Source organism: Lactobacillus johnsonii ATCC 33200, from assembly GCF_000159355.1.
Taxonomy (GTDB): Bacteria; Bacillota; Bacilli; order Lactobacillales; family Lactobacillaceae; genus Lactobacillus; species Lactobacillus johnsonii.
Genome location: NZ_GG670121.1, coordinates 461,681 through 480,708 on the forward strand (window position 1 = coordinate 461,681; position 19,028 = coordinate 480,708).

The window sequence follows — 19,028 nt, forward strand, 5'->3', positions numbered from 1 at the left end:
ATAAAACATACTTTTGCATGTTTAATAAATGTGGATAAAGTTAAAAGTTATCCACACGTTATTAACTTTTAGTGTTCAAGCATAGCCTTTAAATCATACACAGCTGCTTTAATTTCAGCATCAGTTTTTAAGGCACGCGAAATTTTATCGCAAGCATGCATTACAGTTGTGTGATCCTTACCGCCAAATTCTTGTCCAATTTTAGGCAAACTAGAATCTGTTAACTCACGAGACAAATACATTGCAATTTGTCGAGGAACGACAATTTGTTTTACACGCTTCTTACCCTTTAGTTCAGTAGTTGAAGTTTGGAAATAATTAGCCACAACTTCTTGAATCTTAGAAATTTGAAGCCCCCTATTTTTTTGTACCAACTTTAAGTCAGCTAGAGCCTCTTTGGCTAAGTCAACATTAATATCTTCGCGCTCAATTGTTGCATGGGCTTGAACTTTAACTAAAGCTCCTTCGAGTTCACGAATATTGGTATCAACTTGGGAAGCAATGTAATCAAGGGTACTGTCGTCAATTGCTAGGCCATCAGTTTCAGCCTTTTTTCGCAAAATCGCAATTCTAGTCTCTAAATCTGGAGGCGTAATTTCAACTTGTAGTCCCCAAGCAAAGCGTGAAACTAAACGTTCTGATAATTCAGGGATTTCGGTTGGGAGACGATCACTAGTCATAACAATCTGTTTTTGATCATTATAAAGGGTTTCAAAAGTATGGAAGAATTCCTCCTGGATTCCCTCTTTTTTAGAAAAAAATTGAATATCGTCTACTAATAGGAGATCACAGTTCCGATACTTATTACGAAATTCAGCCTGAGTTTTGTTTTTTATTGAGTTAATAAAATCATTTACGAAAGTTTCACTCTGAATATAAACCACTTTTGCATGTGGTTTTTCAGCCAACATTTGGTGTCCAATGGCTTGCATTAAGTGGGTTTTACCTAAACCGACCCCACCAAAAATAAACAACGGATTGTAAAAACTTCCCGGATTATCAGCGACTGCTAAGGCGGCACCTGCTGCCAGCTTGTTTCCCTCACCTTGAACAAAGGTATCGAAAGTATACTTACTATTTAGTTGAAGGTCTTGAGCAAATTCATCTCTACGATTTTCTAATATTTCTTGATTAGTTTTAATTCGTGGTTGTGGTGTAACTAAACGTTCAGGACCTTCTTTACTTGCAACTTCAAATTTAGGTTGAATTTCCATGTCGGCATAAGCATATGCTTCTTGAATGAGTTGAGAAGCCAAGTTCTTTTCCCAGTATCCCTTTGCAACGGGTGATTCAACAGCGATTATCATTTCTTTTGTCTTTTTATTAAAGGAAAGTGGTTTAGTATTTTTAAACCAAGCATTATAGGCAACCGTGTTGTAGCTTTTTTTCATCTCAGCATTAAAAAATTGCCAAAATTTATCTAGATCAAACAAAAAAATTCCTCCAAATACTGTATTATCCACAGAATAAGTCAAAATAAGTTTAGCATGAATTAAGTAAGTTTTCCACAAGTGATAAAAAGAATTAACAAATTCACAGGTATGTGGATAATATAAAAATAGAAATCCACTGAAGTGTGAAATAAAATTTCAAGTTTAAGTTTTCCACAGCGATATGTGAGTTTATTATACGCTATAAATCAAAGCTTTATGCTAAATAAATTATATTTTCCACAGGGTGTTTATTTTGTTCTAAACAGGGTGTGAATTGTGCATAACTCTGAGAATGATCTTGTTGATAAAAAATAAATAAAAAATTTAAAAAAAGATATCCACAAAAAATAATTTGAAAAATGCTTTAAAAATAACTTTTCTTTTTAGGAAAATTTTGATAAGGCCTTGGTTTTTTCGCGTAAATATGCTATTCTATCTTAGAAATTGTGCTTATTAAGCATTGAAAAACGGAGGTGCAACATTAAATGTCAACTAAGAGAACTTACCAACCTAAGAAGCGTCACCGTTCACGCGTTCATGGTTTTATGAAACGTATGGCTACAGCAAACGGCCGCAAGGTTTTAGCAAGACGCCGTAAAAAAGGTAGAAAAGTCTTATCTGCTTAAGCCACTGAAGCTCAGTGTTTTTTTTAATTTAAGTAAGGATGAACCAGATTGAGAAAAAGCTACCGTGTAAAAACTGAGAGAGACTTTCAAAAAGTTTTTAAAGAAGGACAGTCAATGGCTAATCGCGGCTTTGTTGTCTATACCTTACCCAAAGAAAATCAAAAGCATTTTCGCGTTGGAATTTCTGTTGGGAAAAAAGTAGGTCATACGGCGGTAGCACGTAATCGCCTCAAACGGTTCATTCGTGCTACACTGACAGAACTTAAGCCAGAGATAAGGCCTGATTTAGACTTTTTAGTAATAGCTCGACCTTATGCACGAGATTTTGATATGGGACGAACCAAAAAGAATCTTATTCATGTTTTAAGGTTAGCTAAGATCTTATCGAGCAAAGAGACGGAAATTGAGGAAAAGTAGAGTGAGAAATCATTTGTCTAAGAAAAATTGGAAACTGATTCTATTAGCTTTAGGAATGCTTGCCTTAACGTTAGTAGTTACAGGTTGTGCATCAACTAATGGAACAAGTGTTGCTCCTATTTCTCATACTAGTGGCAATTGGTGGGATCGGTATATTGTTTACTATATTTCCCAATTTATTCTTTGGATTGCAAGTTTAGTTCATGATTCCTATGGTTGGGCAATCATTATCTTTACTATTATAGTAAGAATAATTTTATTACCATTGAATGCCATTTCTATTAGAAGCATGGCTAAGCAACAAAAAGTGCAACCACAGATGGATGCATTGCGTAAAAAGTATCCAGGTAAGGATGTTGAGTCACGTCAAAAGTTACAAGAAGAAACTAGCAAGTTGTATAAAGAAGCTGGTATTAATCCATATACTGGATGTTTACCAATGTTAATTCAACTACCAGTTATGTATGCTTTGTATCAAGCAATTTGGCGGACTCCACAGTTGCAAAATGGTCGGTTTTTGTGGATGGATTTGGGACGTCCCGATCCATATTACATCATGCCTATCTTGGCGGCTGTATTCACTTTTATGAGTACGTACATCAGTCAGATGTCAACGCCCCAATCCTCACAAAATGGAATGACTAAGGGAATGACATACTTGATGCCTCTTATTATTGGGGTTTCAGCAATTGGTATCCAATCTGCGATTTCACTTTACTGGGTGATTTCCAACTTATTCCAAGTAGTTCAAACCTTTATTTTGCAAAATCCATTCAAGTATCAACGTGAACTTGAGGAACAAAAGAAGGAAGAACGTGAACGTCAGCGCAAAGTTCGTCGCGCATACAAACGTTTAGGACGTAAACAACAAAAATAAATTATCTTTAATTTGAAGATAAAGTAGTCAAAGTGCTTTATCCATCATTATTTTTTGTAGTGGTGGAGTGGGCACTTTTTTTATTGAGATTATTTTATGTAGGTGAAAAAATGGCACAAGTATTAACACAATTTGATACAATCGCTGCAATTTCTACTCCTATTGGCGAAGGAGGTATATCAATTGTTCGTCTATCTGGTGAAGATGCAGTAGCGATTGCTAATAAACTTTTTAAAGGAGCAGATTTAACTAAGGTTCCCTCACATACAATTCATTATGGACATATCGTTGATCCTAAAACTAAGGATGTTGTAGACGAGACAATGGTTAGTGTGTTACGCGCACCAAAAACTTTCACTCGAGAAGATATGGTTGAAATCAATTGTCATGGTGGAATGATTGTAACTAATGATATTTTGCAGCTACTTTTGGCAAACGGTGCTCGAATGGCTGATCCGGGTGAATTTACTAAGCGCGCCTTTATGAATGGTCGTATTGACTTGACGCAAGCTGAATCTGTAATGGATATTGTCCGGGCTAAGACGGATAAGTCTCGTCAAGTTGCTATGACACAATTAGCTGGTGGATTGTTAGATAAAATTAGAACAATGCGCCAGGAACTGTTAGATACAATGGCTCATGAGGAAGTTAATATTGATTATCCAGAATATGACATGGACGATTTAACTTCTCAAGAAATGAAAAAGAAGGCCCAAGAAGTTTCAAAGCAAATTGATCAATTGCTAAAAACAGCTCAGGAAGGGAAAATTATCCGTAATGGTCTAGCAACGGCTATCGTGGGAAGACCAAATGTTGGTAAATCCTCTCTTTTAAATTATTTAACGCAGGACGATAAAGCAATTGTTACTGATATTGCGGGAACAACAAGAGATACACTTGAAGAATATGTTTCTGTTAAAGGCGTACCGCTGAAGCTGATTGATACTGCTGGGATTCACCATACAGAAGACAAGGTCGAAAAAATTGGAGTTGAACGTTCAAAGAAAGCTATAGCTGAAGCTGATTTGGTGCTTTTACTTCTGGATGCAAGTCAAGATTTAACAGACGAAGATAAAAATTTATTAAATTTAACTGCTAATAAAAAACGAATTATCATTTTAAACAAACAAGATCTAGGCACAAAAATTTCCCAGGAAATGATAAGAGAAATTACTGATAATCCAATTATTGTAACTTCAATCTTAAAGCAAAAAAATATGGATGCGCTTGAGAATGCAATTGAGCAATTATTCTTTAGTGGAATAGAAAATTCACAAAATCAAATCTTGGTAACAAATCAAAGACAAGCTGGTTTATTAGCCAAAGCAAAGCAATCTTTAGAAGACGTTGTCAATGGAATTGATGATGCAATGCCTTTAGATTTGGTTCAAATTGATCTCAAAAATGCTTGGGATACTTTGGGTGAAATTACTGGTGAAAGTGCACCTGATGAATTAATTACCCAATTATTTAGTCAATTCTGTCTTGGAAAGTAGGATGAAAATGAAGACTTACGAATCAAATGAATATGATGTAATTGTTGTTGGAGCAGGCCATGCGGGAGTAGAAGCAGCCTTAGCAGCAGCACGAATGGGAGAAAAGACACTTCTTTTAACGATCAATTTAGACATGGTGGCTTTCATGCCATGTAATCCATCAGTTGGTGGACCAGCAAAGGGTACTGTTGTGCGTGAAATCGATGCTCTTGGCGGCGAAATGGGTAAAAACATTGATGCCACTTATATTCAAATGAGAATGCTCAATACAGGTAAGGGTCCCGCTGTTAGAGCATTGAGGGCACAAGCCGATAAATGGCAATATCATGAGCGTATGAAAGATACAATTGAAAACGAGCCTAATTTAACTTTACGTCAAGCTGTTGCAGATGAGTTGATCGTTGAAGATGGAGTATGTAAAGGTTTGATTACTAATACTGGTGCAAAGTACTATGCTAAAAGCGTTGTGTTGACCACAGGAACAGCTGCTAGAGGAAAAATTATTATTGGAGAATTGGCTTATTCTTCAGGTCCTAATAACTCACTTCCATCTATTAAATTACCTGAAAATCTTGAAAAGTTAGGCTTTAAATTACGTCGTTTTAAGACTGGTACTCCTCCTCGAGTGGATGGAAATACTATTGATTATTCAAAAACTCAAGAAGAGCCTGGAGACAAAGAACCAAGACATTTTTCTTACACTAGCAAAGATAGTGATTACCTAGAAGATCAAATGTCTTGTTACATGACTTACACTAATACCGTAACGCATGACATTATTCGTGCAAATCTTGATCGTGCTCCAATGTTTTCTGGGGTTATCAAGGGTGTAGGCCCACGTTACTGTCCTTCAATTGAAGATAAGGTAGTTCGTTTTGCAGATAAAGATCGTCACCAAATTTTCTTGGAACCAGAAGGACGCCATACTAAGGAAATATACGTAGGTGATTTTTCTACTTCAATGCCTGAAGAAGTACAATTGAAGATGCTTCATAGTGTTGCTGGCCTAGAAAAAGCAGAATTGATGCGCCCAGGATATGCAATTGAATATGACGTAATTGAACCTTGGCAATTAAAGCATACATTAGAGACAAAAAATATTAAGCACCTCTTCACTGCTGGTCAAATGAACGGAACATCTGGTTATGAAGAAGCAGCCGGTCAAGGATTAATTGCTGGTATTAATGCGGCCTTAAGTGCTCAAAATAAGCCTGGATTTACTTTACAACGCGATGAAGCATATATAGGGGTCTTAATTGATGACCTAGTAACTAAAGGGACAAATGAACCATATCGTTTGCTAACTAGCCGGGCAGAATATCGTCTTCTTCTTCGTCACGATAATGCAGATTTGCGTTTGACTGAAAAAGGTCATGAATTAGGCTTGATTTCAGAAGATCGTTATAAGGAATTCCAAGATAAAAAGCAAGCTATTTCCCAGGCAATGGAAGCTATTAAGAAAGTTACCATTCACCCTACTGATGAGGTTCAAGAATATTTAGCTAGTGTTAAGCAAGATCGTTTAAATGCAGGAGTTAGCGGGGCAGACTTTTTGAAGCGACCACGTGTAACTTTTGACGCAGTTGAAAAATTAAGTGGTGAAACTTTAGCTACTGATCGCTATGTGAAAGAACAAGTTGAAATTGCATTGAAATATGAAGGTTATATCAAGAAGGAAAAGACCTTGGTTGATCGTTTGCATCGACTTGAATCAAAGAAAATTCCAGTAGATATTGACTACAATGCAATTCCAAGTTTGGCAACTGAGGCGCGTCAAAAATTTGAAAAGATTCGTCCTGAGTCAATTGCTCAAGCTGAAAGAATTTCTGGTGTAAATCCAGCTGATTTGGCAATATTAACGGCATATATTCAACAAGGCCGAATTGCAAAGGTGAAAAATAAATAATTAGTTTTAAAGCAAAAAAATAAAAAATTTTTTTGTTGAGTATGATCACTTAATCACAGTTTAAAGTTGCTACCTAATGATAAGTTGTGAAAGAAGAGTAAATAGTTTGTGAATTAATTATTTTTGATAATGAGTAAATACAGGACTAGCAGTCATAGCAACCGCTTTCAATTATGCTACAAATGTGCTTTAATCAAGGTGTAAGAAAAAACATTAAGGAGATGCTTATAGACTATGACAAAGATTAGTGGCTCAGATGCAATGTTTCAAGTCTTATATGACTGGGGTATTGACCATATATACGGTTTTCCAGGCGGCTCATTTGACTCAACAATGAATGCAATTCATAACTGGCGAGATAAGATAAAGTTTATTGAAGTAAGACATGAAGAAGCTGGTGCCTTAGCAGCTTCTGCTGAATACAAAATTAGTGGAAAAGTAGGAGTGTGTTTTGGTTCTGCAGGCCCTGGTGCCGTTCACTTAATGAATGGACTTTATGATGCAAAATATGACAAGACACCAATGGTTGCAATTGTTGCTAATGTTCCAACAAGTCGTCAAGATATTGATTTCTTCCAAGCTTTTGATGAAAAGCCATGGTTTGATCCAGTCGCTGTTTGGAATCACCAAGCAAAGACAGCGGAAGCTATTCCGGTTTTAATGGATGAGGCAATTCGTCAAGCTTATCAAAAGAAAGGGCCAGCTGTTTTAATTTTACCGAAAGACTTTGGTTGGGATAAGATTGAAGATAACTTCCGCAATAATGCTGCAGCACACAAGATCGTTCCTAATTTCCCAGCACCACGTAAGGAACAAATTGATAAAGCACTTGAATTAATTAAAGAAGCTAAAAATCCAATTGTTTACTTTGGTCATGGTGCCCAAGATGCTAGTGCAGAGTTAAAGGAATTTTCTGATAAATTTAAGATGCCACTAGTTTCATCAGTTTTAGGAAAAGGAATTGTTGAGGATGAGTTCCCAGCATACATGGGCTCAATTGGTCGTGTTGGTGCTAAGCCAAGTAATGATATTCAAACTCATGCCGATTTAGTAGTTTGGGTTGGTAACAATTCACCATTCTCCGTCTTCTTCTTCAATCCTAAGGCAAAAGTAATCCAAATTGATATTAATTCAGAAAGACTGGGTAAGCGTCATGCTGTAACTGTTCCAATGTTAGCTGACTCCAAGAAAACTTTACGTGCTTTAATTGAAGCAGGTGAAGGGCGTGCAGAATCTCCATTATACAAGGCTGCTCTTGCTGATCGTGAAAACTGGGAAGCTTGGCTTGAGAGCTTTAATGATTCAGACGAAATCCCAATGAGAGTAGAACCAATTTTTGATGTAATCAATAAAAAGGCTGCTAATGATGCCGTATTTGCAGTAGATGTAGGTAATGTAAATATTAACTTTGATCGCTTGATGCACCTACATGATGATCAGAAATGGACTACCTCCGGCTTATATGCAACTATGGGCTATGGCGCTCCAGCTGCTTTAGCCGCTGCTACTATTTATCCAAAGCGTGAGGTTTGGAACTTAGCTGGTGATGGTGGCTTTGCCATGATGAACCAAGAGCTTTTAACCCAAGCACGCTACAATATGCATATTATTAACGTGGTCTTCACAAATGAAACTTTGGGTTTTATTGAAGCTGAACAAGTCGATGAGTCTCATCAACCATTATCTGGTGTAAAACTTCCTGATAATGATTGGGCGATGTCTGCTGAAGGTATGAATGTAAAAGGCTTTACTGTTCGTACTAAGAGAGAATTTGAAGACGCAGTCGCTGCGGCTCAACAAATGGAAGGTCCAGTTTTGATCGACTGTAAGATTACTCATGATATGCCATATTCAACTGAATTAAATACTTTAGACGATCCAGCTTTCGTTGCTAAATATGATGCTCAAGCTTTGAAGCCATTTAGTTACTTTGCTGGTAAGTATGGAGTTGAGGCAGATGCTGCATCTGGTGCATCTGAACATACTGAAGCAGAGCCAGTTGAAGCTAAAGAAGATGCTTCATCAGGCGCATCACGCCATTAATTTCCTAGGAAATAATTAAATAAAGAGTTCACATAGCTGAACTCTTTATTTTTTTAATAAAAAGTAAGCAAAATTGTGCGAAATTCATAATAAAAAAGTATACTAGTAGATGAACGAATTTTATTAAATATGTGGAGGCAAAAATATGCAACAATTTGGGGTTATTGGCTTGTCCGTTATGGGGAAAAACCTTGCCTTAAACGTTAAAAATCATGGCTACTCTGTCTCTGGATTTTCAATTGATAAGCCAGAGGTTGATGCTTTAGCAAAATATGAAGATAAGAATTTGAAGCCAACTTATACTTGGGAAGAATTTGTTAATTCACTAGAAAAGCCACGAAAAATCTTGATTCAAATCATGGCTGGTAAACCAGTTGATGAAACTTTACAAAAACTATTGCCTCTTTTAGATAAGGGCGATATTTTAATTGACGGTGGTAATTCTAATTTCCATGATACTAATCGTCGCTATAAGGAAATGGAAAAGCAGGGTATTCACTTCATTGGTATGGGTGTTTCTGGCGGTGAAGAAGGAGCTTTGAACGGTCCTGCCTTAATGCCAGGTGGTGATGAAAAAGCTTATGAAGAAGTAGCGCCAATCCTTGAAGCTATGGCTGCCAAGACTCCAACTGGTCAACCATGTGTCGGATACATTGGACCAGCAGGTAGTGGTCACTATGTGAAGATGGTTCACAACGGTATTGAATATGGTATTATGCAGATTATTTCTGAAGTATACGATGTTCTCCGCACCGTTGGTCATTATTCAAACGATGAAATGAGTGAAATCTTTAAGAATTGGGATAAGGGTGGTTTACAAGCTTATTTAATTGAAATCACTTCTAAGGTCTTAAAACAAAAGGATAACTTAACTGATGATCATATTATTGATCATATCTTAAATGAAGCTTCTTATAAGGGAACTGGTAACTGGATGCTTGAAGATGCAATTCGTTTAGGTGCTCCAATTACTGTAATTGCAGAAGCCGTTCTTGCTCGTTTTATGTCAAAAGCAACTTTGAGAAATGATCCTGAACCAAAGATTGACCCAGAGAAAGCGCCAAAGGACTTAGTTGATCAACTTGCAAAAGCCTTATACTTAGCTATGGCTGTTTCATATGGTCAAGGATTTGAACAATTAACGATGGCTGCAAAAGCTTATAACTGGCGCTTGCACTATTCAACTATTGCCCAAAACTGGGAAGCTGGATGTATCATCCGCTCACAAATGCTTCATGATATTAAGTTTGCGTATAATGCTGATAAAGACTTGCCTAACTTATTCAAGGCTCCATTTTTTGATAAAGTAAAGAAAGAAAATATTGGTGCTCTTAGAGATGTGGTTAAAATTGCGGCTGATGCTGGTGTACCAACTCCAACTCTTAGTGCAGCTTTGAATTACTTGGAATCTATTTTTAATCCACGCTTACCTCAAAACATTATTCAAGGTCAACGTGATTACTTTGGTGCTCACACTTACCAAAGAAATGATCGTCCAGGTACTTTCCATACTGAATGGTATGAAGAAAAATAGTAATGTTTCACATGAAACTAAAAAAGTCACTACAGATGTAGTGGCTTTTTGCGTTAAAATAGAGCAGTATCTAATAAAGAGGACGTAGGTAAGTAAGAATGAGGAAAGAAGAAAAAGATAATCTGAAGTTGATGCTACAGGCATTAATTGTAGGACTAATTGCGGGTGCCGTAGTTGGATTATTTAGATTTGGAATTGAAAAGACTACTGCTTTTTGGCTCCATCTTTTTAAAGAGGTCCATAATAATCCAGTTTGGTTTGTTGCAATTGTTCTTGGGTTAGCCGCAGTAGGGATCATAGCGGGATATTTTGTTAAACAGTATCCACACGTTGGAGGATCCGGTATTCCAGAAGTTAAATTACAGCTTCAAGGTAAGCTCCAACTTAAATGGTGGCAGATTTTGTGGAGAAAGCTCATCGGGGGAATCTTAGTAATTGGAACAGGCTTGTTTCTAGGACCTGAGGGACCATCCCTTCAACTTGGTTCATCCATTGGCCAAGGAGTGGGTGAGAAGCTAAAACAAAGTAAATACAATCAAAGGGTGTTACTTGCAACGGGAGCTGCCAGTGGTTTATCAGCTGCATTTGGAGCACCATTGAGTGGAGCACTATTTGTTTTAGAAGAAATTTTTCATAATTTCTCTCCGCGAGTTTGGATGAATTCCTTGGTAGGAGCAATTGCTGCTAATTTTATGGTGTCCTACTTTTTTGGCTTACACCATGCTTTAGGGATGCCCTATGATCATTCATTTCCAATTTATTTATACTGGCAATTGGTGATTTTAGGAATTATCCTGGGACTATTAGGCCATTTATATAAAAAAGGTTTATTTGGATTAAAAAAAGTCTATTTAAAAATCACCTGGTTACCACGTTGGCTACATGGTTTAATTCCATTAACAATTTTAATTCCAATTATGTATTATTGGCCATTAATTACTGGACCAGGTAATCGTTTGATTTTATCTTTACAAAAAATGCTCACTCAAAGTGGATGGGCACTAGTTGGAATTTTAGCATTTTACTATGTGCTGCGAATTGTATTTTCAATTATTTCTTATGATTCAGGGTTACCTAGTGGTATATTTTTGCCAATTTTAACTATGGGCGCTCTAATTGGAGCAACCTATGGTACATTAATGGTACAACTTGGCTTAATGCCTGCACACTTAGTTATTAACTTGATAATTTTTTCAATGGCCGGCTATTTTGCAGCTATAATTCGCGCTCCATTTACAGCAATAATTTTGATTACTGAAATGGTGGGGTCACTTCTTCACTTAATGCCACTGGCTGTTGTGGCATTTATTGCACTTTTAATCGATCAAATTCTTGGTGGCAAGCCAATCTATGACAGTTTGGCAGCCGCTATGATGCCAGAAACACGTTTGCAACCAATATCGGGTGAAGAAGACGAATTAGATATCCCCGTGTATGAAAATAGTAAGTTAGTAGATCAGGAAATTAAGGATGTTCAATGGCCAGATAATGTACTTGTTAGAACGATTAGAAGAGGAAGTCGAGAAATAATTCCTCATGGTGATACTGTAATTGTAGCAGGAGATTTATTAATTCTGGGAGTTGATCATAATAAACGATCAGCTGCTTATGATGCAATGAAAGAACTGCAAGGCGTAGAGCTGGATGGATAAAAATATCTGAATAAACACAAATAAGCCCTCTAGCTTAAAGTAAGCTGGAGAGCTTATTTTTATAATTATTTAAATAGTTGTGTTATTACTTTTTCAACTTCTTCCAGGCCTTTTTAGAACCGCGATCTAAATCCTTGTTTAGTTTATATTCTTGCCAATCTTGAACAAATAATAAATCAAGGTTATAACCTGCAGGATAAAGTTCTTCAGCTTTTCGAACTAATTTTGCTCCTTTTAAGGGGATAGTCTCAAAAGTTCTATTAACGAAAACCACAATGTGATTCGCTATATCAGCATTCTCATAAAAGAGTACTTCTTGGTGATATTTTGGTACTTTAATTCGATCGCCTTTTTTAAAAGAAGGTAGGGATTTAACTTTTTTCTGCTTGTTTTTAAATTTAAGCTTAGCTTGCTTTATAGGAAAGATTCCTGTGTTTAAGAAATTTTTAGCTTCTAACAGTACGTTTTTAGCCATACCACTTTTTTCTGCAATCCAGAGAGCACGACTGGCGCCTACTTGATTTAAAAGTAGTTTATATGTGGTATGTAGCGTTTGTAAGTCAAAAGCCATTGCTGCCGTAATAAAGGCAGGATTTTTAGTCGAATAATCTTTTATAGCGCCATAGTGGGTAGTTGCTAAGATTAGGCATCCTTTTAGCTGCAGGATTTGTAAAATAGCAATAGCAAGGGCTGCACCTTCATTGGGATCCGTTCCACTACCGAGTTCATCTAACAAAATCAGACTGTTTGGAGTAGTCTTTTGAACAATCTCTGCCATCTTTTTCATTTCAGCAGAAAATGTTGAGAGGGAGTTATCTAAGTCTTGATGATCACCAATTGAAGTGTAGATTTCGGTCACAATCGGAATGGAGCACCGTGCTGCACTAGGTAAGAAGAGACCAAATTCAGTCATTGCAGTAGCTAAGCCAACAGTTTTGAGTGTGACAGTTTTACCACCTGCATTCGGTCCAGTAATAATTAAGCCATATTTAGTTGCATCTAACTTAAGAGATAGGGGAACTGGATTACTTAATAAGGGATGCTTCATTCCGTTCAATTGAAGCTCATTTTGTTCATTTAAAATTGGTCGTTTGCCACCAATAGCATGCGAATATTTTGCACGAGCTAAGATGCAATCCAGATCAACAATAACAGTAAGATTGGCTTCAAAATTAGGTAAGTTCATTATAGACTTTTGCTGTTAAATTCCCCAAAATTTGAGATTCAATTAAGTAAATCTGATTTTCGACTGTAGTTTTTTCTTGAGTAAGGTGAAGGATCTTAGTTGGCTCGATAAAAGCCGTGGCTCCATTATTAGATTGATCAATAATATTTCCACCAAAAGTATGCTTAAAAGTTGCCTTAACAGGAAGAGTATAGTGATTATCTTTTTGAATAATCTGAAAATCCTGCAGCATTGATTGGTACTTTTTTGTCTGCAAGTATTTCTGTAAGGTTTCCTTGATAGTTGTATTTAATTTACTACTTCTTTGGCGTAGTTTAGTCAGATCTTTATCGGCTCGGTCGGAAACCTCTCCGCGTTCAATATCTCGATAAATTACTTCTTCTAATTTATCGAGAATAGTTAGACTATCACAATAGCTTGCCATAATCGGAACGTTACTTCTTTGTTTATCAAAAAAGCGTACTAATAAGCAGGTAACCCGTATAAAGTCGGCAACTTGTTCTAGTTCTCGAGGCTTTAAGATATATCCCTTTTTCACTTTATTGATAATTGGGGTAAAAGCATCTGAATTAATAAAAGGGATGTGTAGGCCGTGATCTAAAATCCAGACCATTTCTTCCGTTTCATCTAATAACGCATTTGCTTTGACTAACTTATTTGCAAGTGGTTGAGCTAAAATTTTCTCCTTAGTCTCTGGTGAAACAGCATAGTGAGCTACAAGTTTACGTACATGTGAAAATTCGATTTCGTCAGTATTATTCAATTTTTTATTTTTCTCCTTAAGAAAATAGATTTTAAGTTTGGTTTTCTCAAGGGAAAGTAGATTAGTCCCTTGAGACTAAAATACAATTAGCATCATATGGCAATATGTCCTTTTCTAAATTATTGATTCTAATGATATAACATTTTTTCGAAAAAAGCACTGGGGGTAGAAAAGAATTAAGTGTATATCAATATCTTTGCAGTAGAGTATAAAATAATTTGATGAACGAATAAAAAAGCTAAGAAGTCGAGTTGATTCTAATGAGTTTTCGGCAAATAAAAGCCACCGGCTTTTTTGTTAAATAAGATCTTTATGAGTCATTTATTATAGGGGTGATCAAGGTGGACACAAGAGTTGATAATAGAATCTCAGCTTTTGCTAACTAAAACGATTTAATTAGCACCACGTGTACTTTAATCAATATGTAAAAAAGAGAATCCTGATATTAAACGATGTCGTAACTTAATGACATTGATATCGAAGGATTCTCTTTTTGTGTTTGTCGAGACTTTATATGTTTGATGGTAAAAGTATTTTTATCATTCGTTTACTCTTACATAATCATCGATTTGCTTTAGGTATAGAGCCTTCTGTTCATTACTAATCCATGAAGTTTCAAAAGAGTTCTTAGCTAATTGGACGATTTGATCTTTATTTAAATCAAAGTTTTTAGCAAGGGCATAGTAATTATCAGAAATATAACCACCAAAATAAGCTGGGTCATCAGAGTGAATAGAGACTTTTACACCTTTATTTAATAGTTCAAGTATTTCTTTACCTTTCATTTCAGGAGAAACAAAAGAATTAGAAAGAGGGCAAGCGGTAAAACCAATTTCATTTTTAGCAGCGTATTCAACTAAGTCTGGATCTTCTACAATATTAGTTCCATGATCTATTCTTTCAGTACCGATTACTTCAAGAAGCTCTCTGATATGTTCAATAGAATTTTTTTGGTCAATATCTGCATGTGCTGTAATGTGAAGATTATGAGTAGTAGCATCAGTGAATTGATTAAAAAATTTCATTGGTGGATTATTGTGTTCGTCAGAATCAAGTCCTATTCCAATAAATTTATCCTGATATTTTAGAGATTCTTCTAATGTTTTACGAGCAGATTCACGTGAATAATCACGTAAGAAACACATAATTAAGCGCGCATCAATATTAAGAGCACGTGCATCAACGGTTGCTTTGTATAAACCATTGATTACGGTTTCAAAAGGTATATTACGACTAGTGTGTGCCTGTGGATCGAAGAATATTTCAACATGACGAACATTATTCTTAGCAGCACGATGTAAATAGTCCATTGCTAAGTCGTAGAAATCCTGTTCTGTTTCTAAGACATTCATTGCAGGATAATAAACTGCTAAAAATGATGTTAAATCAGTAAATTTGTATGAATTCTTAACTTCTTGAATAGTAGATTGACCAATATCAACATGATTTCTTTGAGCAAGTTTTAATTTTAATTCGGGTTCTAAAGTACCCTCAATGTGAACGTGAAGCTCCGCCTTAGGTAAACCTTGTACAAATTCTTTACTAACCTTTACAGACATTTACAATAACCTCCAAAATAAATGTTCTTTTTTTGATGATTTACAAACATGGTATCTATTAAATTTTATTTAGTCAAGTTTAAAACACGAATTATTAAACTTGCATCGCTTAAAAATGTATGTGATAATTCGAATCGAGTTAAGTTTATTTATTTACTGTTTCGGAGGTAAAAAATTTGGAAGAAAGAGTTAACGCAAATGGTTTGACTGGAGTCCTGGATCGAGTGTTTCATCTTTCAGAGAATAAGACTACAGTTAGGCAGGAAAGCATGGCTGGTTTAACAACGTTTATGGCTATGGCATATATTTTATTTGTTAACCCAAGTATTTTAGGTGCAGCTGGTATGGATAAGGGTGCAGTATTTACAGCAACTGCCTTATCTGCAATTCTGGGATGTTTTTTGATGGGATTTTTAGCTAACTATCCTATTGCAATTGCGCCAGGTTTAGGGGACAATGCTTTTTTCACTTATTCGGTAGTTTTAGCTATGGGTATTCCATGGCAAAAAGCGATGGCAGGTGTTTTTGTAGCTTCAGTTTTGTTTACAATAATCTCATTTCTTAAGATACGTGAGAAAATCATTGATGCAATCCCTCAAGATCTGAAATATGCCATGGCAGCTGGAATTGGGTTATTTATTGCTTTTGTTGGTTTACAAGGAGGTGGATTGGTTGTCGCCAATAAATCTTCTTTAGTAGGAATTGGTTCATTCACTGTTCCTACAACTTGGTTAACTATTTTTGGTCTTTTTTTCACTGGGATTTTAATGGCTAAAAAAATTCCTGGCTCAATTTTTTATGGATTAGTTGCTACGACTGTTCTTGGCTTAGGAACTGGCTTAATTAAAATGCCTAGTCAATTTATTTCTCTTGCGCCAAGTTTAAAACCAACCTTTGGCATAGGAATTATGAATCTTTCAGCAATGACTAGTCCACAGATGTGGGCTGTTGTCCTAATTTTCTTCTTGGTTGCATTTTTTGATACTGCGGGTACATTGATCGGCTTGGCTCAGCAAGCAGGTATTATGAAAAATGGCAAGATGCCTAGAATTGGTCGTGCATTGATGGCTGACTCACTTTCTATGTTAGGTGGTTCAGTTATGGGGACTACTCCGACAGCAGCTTATGTTGAATCTTCTGCTGGGATTGCTATTGGAGGAAAGACAGGTTTAACAGCGGTTGTTACTGGATTGCTTTTCATGTTAAGTATGATCTTTTCGCCATTTTTAACTGTTGTAACTTCAAATGTTACTGCACCCGCTTTAATCATAGTTGGGGTTTTAATGGCTTCTTCTTTAAAAGAAATTCAGTGGGATAAATTGGAAGTGGCTTTACCGTCATTTCTTGTGATTTTAGGGATGCCATTAACCTACAATATTTGTTACGGTATTGCTTTTGGATTTTTGACCTATCCTTTGTTTATGACAGCCGCTGGCAAGCGTAAGAAAGTTAGTCCTTTAATGTGGTTGATGCTGGTCATTTTTATTATCTTATTATATGTTTTGAATATTTTGCCTAGGAGCTAATGATGTTAACAAAAGAATTACTAAGTGAATATATTGATGCAGGGGCTGCAAAAATTAAAGCAGATATGGTGATAATTGGTGGGACGTTGGTTAACGTAAATACTGAAGAATATTATCCAGCTAATGTAGCCATTTATAAAAAACGTATTATTGCAGTTGATTCTGATATTAAAGACTATATTGGTGAAAATACTCGAATTATTGACGCAACTGATAAATATTTGGTTCCTGGGTTAATTGATTGTCATATTCATGTGGAATGTAGCAAGATGAGTATGACTCGTTTTGCACAAGCTGTGGTACCACATGGAACCACTAGTATTGTTACAGGATTTGATGAATATATTTCTGTTATTGGAGTAGACGGATTAAAGGATATTTTTAAAGAGGTAGATCAATCGCCTTTAAAGGTATTTTGGGGCTTGCCATATCGCACACCTTATACTATTCCTAAGTCTACTATTGCTTACGATGTAACTAGTGAAGATCATGAGAAATATCAGAGAGATCCTAGATGCTGGGGTGTCTGGGAAACTGTTCGCGAAGCTGTTCAAACTAAAGACTCAACTACACTAGATGCTTTGACGTTGGCTAGAAATAATCATCAAGCAATATTTGGTTGTTCACCAATGGCTCGTGGGAAAGAATTAAATGAATTCCTAATGAGTGGGGTAAGAGTTGATCATGAGAGTTATGATCATCAAGAATTTTTAGAAAAAGCACGTAAAGGAGTTCATGTAGTAATTCGAGAATCCGCAGTTACTAAATTCTTAAAAGAAAATATTCGTGCGATTACTGAAGGTACATCTGGAGTAAGGCGTCATACTAGTTTCTGCTCCGATGATGTAAATGCACGTGGAATTTTAGAACATGGGCATATTGATCATATGGTTCGCATTGCAATTAATGCAGGTGTTAGTCCAATGGCTGCAATTCAAATGGCTACTATTAACGCGGCTGAAGCTTATAAGATTGATGATTATGTTGGTTCAATTACTCCTGGCAAAGATGCTGACATTCTATTAGTTGATCAACCTGGTACTTTCAATGTTGAAACAGTTATCAGTAAAGGGGAAATTATTACTTTAAATCATAAAAAGAAATTTAATTATCAAGTTCCCACTAGAAATGCAGAATTAAGTAAGACAGTTAAACATCCGCTTATGAAAGCTGATGACTTTAAGTATTGTGTTCCTGTGAATGAAGGTACGGCTAAAGTAGAAACAATCAATAGTATTGGACCATTTGTAAGGAAGAGAAAAGATGTTACTCTAGATATTAAAGATGGGGTAATTGAACCTAGTGTTGAAAAAGATGTGGCTGTTGTCTCTGTGATCGAAAGATATGGAATTAATCAAAATCAATCTAAGGGATTTATTTCAGGATGGTCCTTTAAAAAAGGTGCAATTGCTACTACTGCTTCACCAGATGATAACAATATTGTAGTAGCTGGTGTCAACTATGAGGATATGGCATTAGCGGTGAATGCCTTAATTGAAAAACAAGGTGGTCAAGTTGTTGTAGTTGATGGTCAAGTTGTATCATTTTTACCATTACCAGTAGCAGGCATTGTTTCTGATTTAGAACCGGAGAAATTAGCCGAGCAAGAAAGGGAACTAGAAGAAGCTGCTAAAGCAATTGGTAGTGATTTGCCTGATCCAATTTTCTATTTATCATTTTTACCTATTACAGCAATTCCAGATTTGGCTATTACTGATGGAGGAGCAGTTGATTACACCAAATTGGCATACTTTGATCCGATTTTAAAATTAGAAGAAAAATAAACCCACTTTGTAAAAAATATTAAGCTCTAAAAATCAAATATATAAAAGTCTGTATAGCGATTTGCTTTACGTAGAAAAAGCTATTTAATAATATGCGATAGTGTAGTGTCACTCAAAATTAGGCCATGAATTTTTTGGGCGTTATTATGTCTAAATTGATCAAGCAAGATAGGATTCTTGTTTTTAGAGAGTGTTTTAGAAAATAAATGCAAAACTTTTTTGTTTA

Annotated in this window: 12 protein-coding genes and 1 pseudogene; 10 read left to right on the plus strand and 3 right to left on the minus strand. The window is 36.0% G+C overall.

Features of this window, described 5'->3' with window-relative positions; all coding sequences use genetic code 11:
* Nucleotides 1–68: 68 nt before the first annotated feature.
* On the minus strand, nt 69–1,433 hold the full coding sequence (gene dnaA / locus HMPREF0528_RS07300) for a chromosomal replication initiator protein DnaA (protein ID WP_034525312.1): 1,365 nt from the start codon (nt 1,431–1,433) through the stop codon (nt 69–71).
* A 485-nt stretch (nt 1,434–1,918) separates the two neighbouring features.
* Between dnaA and rpmH the strand changes: the two genes are divergently transcribed.
* The 8 genes from rpmH (at nt 1,919) to HMPREF0528_RS07340 (ending at nt 11,984) form a co-directional block, all read left to right on the plus strand.
* Nucleotides 1,919–2,059, plus strand: a complete 141-nt coding sequence (rpmH, locus tag HMPREF0528_RS07305) for a 50S ribosomal protein L34 (protein WP_003648141.1) — start codon at nt 1,919–1,921, stop codon at nt 2,057–2,059.
* Nucleotides 2,060–2,107: 48 nt separating this feature from the next.
* A complete protein-coding gene (rnpA, locus tag HMPREF0528_RS07310) occupies nt 2,108–2,476 on the plus strand; it encodes a ribonuclease P protein component (protein WP_004896343.1) in 369 nt (122 codons plus the stop codon).
* Nucleotide 2,477: 1 nt separating this feature from the next.
* Entirely contained in the window at nt 2,478–3,353 is an 876-nt protein-coding gene (locus HMPREF0528_RS07315) for a YidC/Oxa1 family membrane protein insertase (protein WP_004896344.1), read from the plus strand.
* 110 nt (nt 3,354–3,463) lie between these two features.
* Entirely contained in the window at nt 3,464–4,849 is a 1,386-nt protein-coding gene (gene mnmE / locus HMPREF0528_RS07320) for a tRNA uridine-5-carboxymethylaminomethyl(34) synthesis GTPase MnmE (protein ID WP_034525315.1), read from the plus strand.
* A gap of 7 nt (nt 4,850–4,856) precedes the next feature.
* Nucleotides 4,857–6,755, plus strand: a complete 1,899-nt coding sequence (gene mnmG / locus HMPREF0528_RS07325; protein ID WP_012846835.1) for a tRNA uridine-5-carboxymethylaminomethyl(34) synthesis enzyme MnmG — start codon at nt 4,857–4,859, stop codon at nt 6,753–6,755.
* Nucleotides 6,756–6,989: 234 nt separating this feature from the next.
* Nucleotides 6,990–8,798 (plus strand): pyruvate oxidase, encoded by a 1,809-nt coding sequence (spxB, locus tag HMPREF0528_RS07330; RefSeq protein ID WP_004896347.1) that lies wholly within the window; start codon nt 6,990–6,992, stop codon nt 8,796–8,798.
* A 145-nt stretch (nt 8,799–8,943) separates the two neighbouring features.
* Nucleotides 8,944–10,332 carry an NADP-dependent phosphogluconate dehydrogenase gene (gnd, locus tag HMPREF0528_RS07335; RefSeq protein ID WP_004896348.1) on the plus strand — a complete coding sequence of 463 codons (1,389 nt, stop codon included), beginning with the start codon at nt 8,944–8,946 and terminating at the stop codon, nt 10,330–10,332.
* Nucleotides 10,333–10,430: 98 nt separating this feature from the next.
* Complete coding sequence (locus HMPREF0528_RS07340) at nt 10,431–11,984, plus strand: ClC family H(+)/Cl(-) exchange transporter (RefSeq protein WP_004896350.1); 1,554 nt, start codon at nt 10,431–10,433, stop codon at nt 11,982–11,984.
* Between the two features lie 85 nt (nt 11,985–12,069).
* Here the strand turns inward: HMPREF0528_RS07340 and HMPREF0528_RS07345 are convergent.
* Together HMPREF0528_RS07345 and add are read right to left on the minus strand one after the other, a co-directional pair.
* Nucleotides 12,070–13,933, minus strand: a pseudogene (locus tag HMPREF0528_RS07345) (endonuclease MutS2).
* A gap of 539 nt (nt 13,934–14,472) precedes the next feature.
* Nucleotides 14,473–15,492 (minus strand): adenosine deaminase, encoded by a 1,020-nt coding sequence (gene add, locus HMPREF0528_RS07350; RefSeq protein WP_004896358.1) that lies wholly within the window; start codon nt 15,490–15,492, stop codon nt 14,473–14,475.
* A 176-nt stretch (nt 15,493–15,668) separates the two neighbouring features.
* Between add and HMPREF0528_RS07355 the strand changes: the two genes are divergently transcribed.
* Nucleotides 15,669–17,018: an NCS2 family permease gene (locus HMPREF0528_RS07355; protein ID WP_004896360.1), complete on the plus strand. Its 1,350-nt coding sequence runs from the start codon at nt 15,669–15,671 to the stop codon at nt 17,016–17,018.
* Nucleotides 17,019–17,020: 2 nt separating this feature from the next.
* Nucleotides 17,021–18,802: an adenine deaminase C-terminal domain-containing protein gene (locus HMPREF0528_RS07360; protein WP_034525316.1), complete on the plus strand. Its 1,782-nt coding sequence runs from the start codon at nt 17,021–17,023 to the stop codon at nt 18,800–18,802.
* The last annotated feature ends 226 nt before the right edge of the window (nt 18,803–19,028 follow it).

Excerpts from the sequence above, each read along its gene's own strand:
- spxB (WP_004896347.1), top strand. The coding sequence starts at position 6,990 with ATGACAAAGATTAGTGGCTCAGATGCAATGTTTCAAGTCTTATATGAC.
- mnmG (WP_012846835.1), top strand. The coding sequence starts at position 4,857 with ATGAAGACTTACGAATCAAATGAATATGATGTAATTGTTGTTGGAGCA.
- mnmE (WP_034525315.1), top strand. The coding sequence starts at position 3,464 with ATGGCACAAGTATTAACACAATTTGATACAATCGCTGCAATTTCTACT.
- rpmH (WP_003648141.1), top strand. The coding sequence starts at position 1,919 with ATGTCAACTAAGAGAACTTACCAACCTAAGAAGCGTCACCGTTCACGC.
- HMPREF0528_RS07340 (WP_004896350.1), top strand. The coding sequence starts at position 10,431 with ATGAGGAAAGAAGAAAAAGATAATCTGAAGTTGATGCTACAGGCATTA.
- add (WP_004896358.1), bottom strand. The coding sequence starts at position 15,492 with ATGTCTGTAAAGGTTAGTAAAGAATTTGTACAAGGTTTACCTAAGGCG.
- HMPREF0528_RS07360 (WP_034525316.1), top strand. The coding sequence starts at position 17,021 with ATGTTAACAAAAGAATTACTAAGTGAATATATTGATGCAGGGGCTGCA.
- gnd (WP_004896348.1), top strand. The coding sequence starts at position 8,944 with ATGCAACAATTTGGGGTTATTGGCTTGTCCGTTATGGGGAAAAACCTT.